Below are 3,477 nucleotides of genomic sequence, written 5' to 3'. Positions count from 1 at the left end.
CAGGTAAACTTCCACCTCATCAATAGTCCCGGAGATTTCACCGTCCTCGTCGAGCGCCTGGAAAGTTTCCCCTGCCTGTAACCGACTCTTAATAGTCGCTCGGGCAATTTCATTCACCTGATCCAGGCGTGACTTACCCTTGGCCAGTCTGACCAGGCTGGCTTCGATCTGCTCAGGACTGCCTGCCAGATACGCTTCATGGGTCAGCACTTTGCCTCCCATTTCATTGAAAATCTGCGCGCCAGCATCTGCGCACGAGTCCGGGTTGCTCGCCATTCGGAACAACTCTTCACGCAGCGCCGTGTTCTCTGATGCGGCGTCGAGCATTCGCCACACCCGATCTGTCAGCCCTGGGCGGTAGGCTTCATCGACGTAGTCGGCTGACTCACCGAGTTGTTCCAGCACCTCAAAAAACCCTTGAGCGTTTGGCTCTCGCTCAAGTTCATCCCAGGTTTTTTGCCTGGCTTCTTGCTGCTCGCCAGCCAGCGCCTCAAGCCAGTAAATACTGGTTTCCTCACCCTTGGGCGGGTAACTGCGGGTCGCGTCGTAACCCACCGAGCGCATCGTGTCGTGAAACTGCTGACGGCTTTGATCACTGAGCTGATCGCGATTCAAGCGGGTTCGGGCAACGAGGCGTGCCTGCTCTGAACCTGCAGCGACGTGCGGAACCTGTTCGATCGGGTTTCCTTGCAAGTCCAGTTCGAAGGTGCGCGGCCTCGCTAACGCAAACAGGCCAGTTGGCCATTCGGTTACACCTGTATTGTGCAGATCCAGTTGATTCAGTTCGGGCATCCTGCTGATATCCGGCACCCGACCCAATGTTGGGTTATTGCCCAGCCTCAAGGATTGCAGATACGTCAGCCCGCCCAGATCAGTCTCGCTTTGAACCGTCAGCGCCAGTTGGTTGTTGGACAGATTCAAGTGCTCAAGCACCGGCAGGTTTGCTTGTAATAGAGGCGGCACTGCCAGAGCGTTATCACTCAAGTCGAGCGTTCTCAAGTTCGGAAAATACTCAAGAAAACCGGTGATATCAGTACGCAACTCAACATGGCGAAACTGCAGCGCACTGACGTGACGGAAGTCCGCGTCCAATGCCGGCAGATACTCCAGAAAATCACTCGGCCAATGAAAGTTCAGATCCAGGGTATAGCCTTCCGGCATCAACTCCCCCCCAGCCTGCCAACATTGCTTGAGAGCTTTGGCAAAGCGCCCTTTGTGATAGCGCTGATCCAYCGGCAAAAGTTCACCTTTCTCAATCGCCACCCAGTTATCAAGCGCTTTGGTCAGCCCGTCAAACTCGACTTCTCGCGTCCTGATGGCGTCCACGGCCTGTGCTTCAGTAGCAAAGGACTGCATGAACGCGGCAAAGGTATCGGTCGTCGTGCGCGGATAAAGCGTCTTGAAGCGTTCCATTGGCGTGGATACCAAGTCCGGTCCAACCGCCAACGCCTCATAACCCTGCATGCCCCCCCTTAACCGCATGACAGCAGGGTCATAGGCAGGCTTGCGAACCGGGTGCTGCAAAAGGACCTCGCGAAAGGCTTTCTGCGCCAACGGCGCCTTTTGCAGGGTTTGTTTCAACCGAGTCCCCTGGCCAATGTCGTAGCCCAGTGCATTACGACTGGAATCCGGCAACGCCTGTAAGATCGAGGTGTATAGATCATCAATACCATGCAGGGCATTACCCTCGGCGTCATAGGACTGAAAAGCGCCCTCATCGCTCAGCACCAAGACTTTTCGTTCAAATGCCTCCAGCGGCCCGACACTGTCCAGCAGCGGCCCGTCTAACGCCATACTGCGGATTTCGAGACGAAGATTGTGCGACCACCCCGCCAGCATCTCCAGGCTGTGCAAGACCAACCGTGCAGTATCGACGTTTTCACTCGACTTCAGATACAACCCCTCGTAGCTACGCAGGACACGTAACTCAAGCATTGCAGCCCGGGCAGACTGTCGAAGACGCAATGGTATTTGCCGCCCTTCGCTCATTTGCAGTCGTTCTGCAGACGTGGCGTCGATCAACAGTTCTTCCGCAACCGTTCGCGGCAGCTGAGTAAAGTCGTTACGCAACATCTGAACATGCGGACTGACATTCGTATCGCCTGCACGCTCGAAGAGCTTATAGCGGGAATCGACCAGTTTGGCTGCTCTGTCCTTGGCCAATCCGGCAATCAGCGCACGCAACCGGGAGGCTCGCACATCAAGGGCAACAGGTCCCATGCCCGCCTCCTCGAGCAAGTATCTGATCTGCGACTCGTCCAGGCCCCGCAGCAGTGTTTTTGCCAGATCGCCAGAACCGCCCTTCGACTCTCTGATTTGCAACAGCGGAACCGTGGCCGACTCCGGTACATGGTTCCAAAGCACCTTGCCCTCACCGTCCAGCCACTCGATCCCACGAAACTGCGGCCATTTTCCATGGCGCGTCAGCAGTTCCAGTTGGGTCTTCCGGTCCGCTTTGCCGAATACCTCAGGGTCGTCGCTGCTCATCTGCTCGATGAACGCCTGAATCTCCTGGTCGGCCTTGAAGCGTCTGATCGTTTCGACCAGCAATGCGGGTGGCCGCTCATGCTCGACATGCAGCCTGCGCAGTACGTTATCTTCCACCCCGCTGGTCGTGCGAATCTGCTCAAGAGTCTGATCGGAAAATGTCTCGACGCTGTGCCCCAGACGCCGCATCAGCGTGTCTCCCTGCCACGCCTCAGGGCGTTCTGCTTCGTGGGTCCAGGCGCCGACGCCGTTATGGGCGAGCCGGGGCGAATAGGCATCGGCTCGGGCAGGATGTTGAATGTGGTACTGATCCAGGCCGGGCTCCTGCCTGATCGCAAAAAGCCTGCTATCTAGCGCAAGTACTTCTTGTCCCTCATGCCGATAAATCCCCTTGGCGTCAGGTCGAGCGCTCTCGCTCAGCGTCACCGGTAACGTGTAACGCTCAAGGTTCGGGTTCCATAACCGAGATTGCCCGCTGCCCATCTCCACGACTTTCATGCGCTCAACAAACGGGGACGATTTGAAGGGCAGCAGTTCACCCAGCACCTTGCCACCTACCGCGAATGCTCCCAGTTGGATGAGGCTTTCAAACACGCCGAATAGATGCTCGGCGGCTTCGGTTCGCAGCCCTTCTGCCCACTCAATAATGCCTTCGAATGTTTCATCCAGTAATTGATAGACGGTATAGGCCAGCATCAGCTCGCCAAGCAGAGGCACAAAGGGGGCGGCCACCAATACGGCCACTTGAACAATAGCCAGCGCTATTTTCTGGAAGCTGTCCCATCGGGCCCAACGTGAACGTTCGTCCTCATCGTCGGTGGGGACCGCCCTGACCCTGGCATCATTGAGGATCTTGTTCAGTTTCTGATGGAAGTCATAGGTCCAGAAATCGTCGCCGACTCGATCATGAGTCATTGGCAAATGCGGATTCTCAACGGGTTCAGGCCGCCATACCGGGGTTTGTTCAAACGGTACCGGTTTGTGCCATTG

1 protein-coding gene is annotated in these 3,477 nt (G+C 56.6%); it reads right to left on the bottom strand.

Annotated elements, in window-relative coordinates; translation table 11 throughout:
• Positions 1-3,402: NEL-type E3 ubiquitin ligase domain-containing protein (locus AC1DRJ_RS21965; RefSeq protein WP_477803994.1), on the bottom strand; the 3,402-nt coding region annotated here is incomplete at its 3' end.
• Positions 3,403-3,477 lie beyond the last annotated feature (75 nt).

The organism is Pseudomonas sp. P5_B2 (assembly GCF_056400445.1).
Note: the sequence above shows the minus strand (reverse complement) of the source record. Positions and strands in the feature narration are given on the sequence as shown.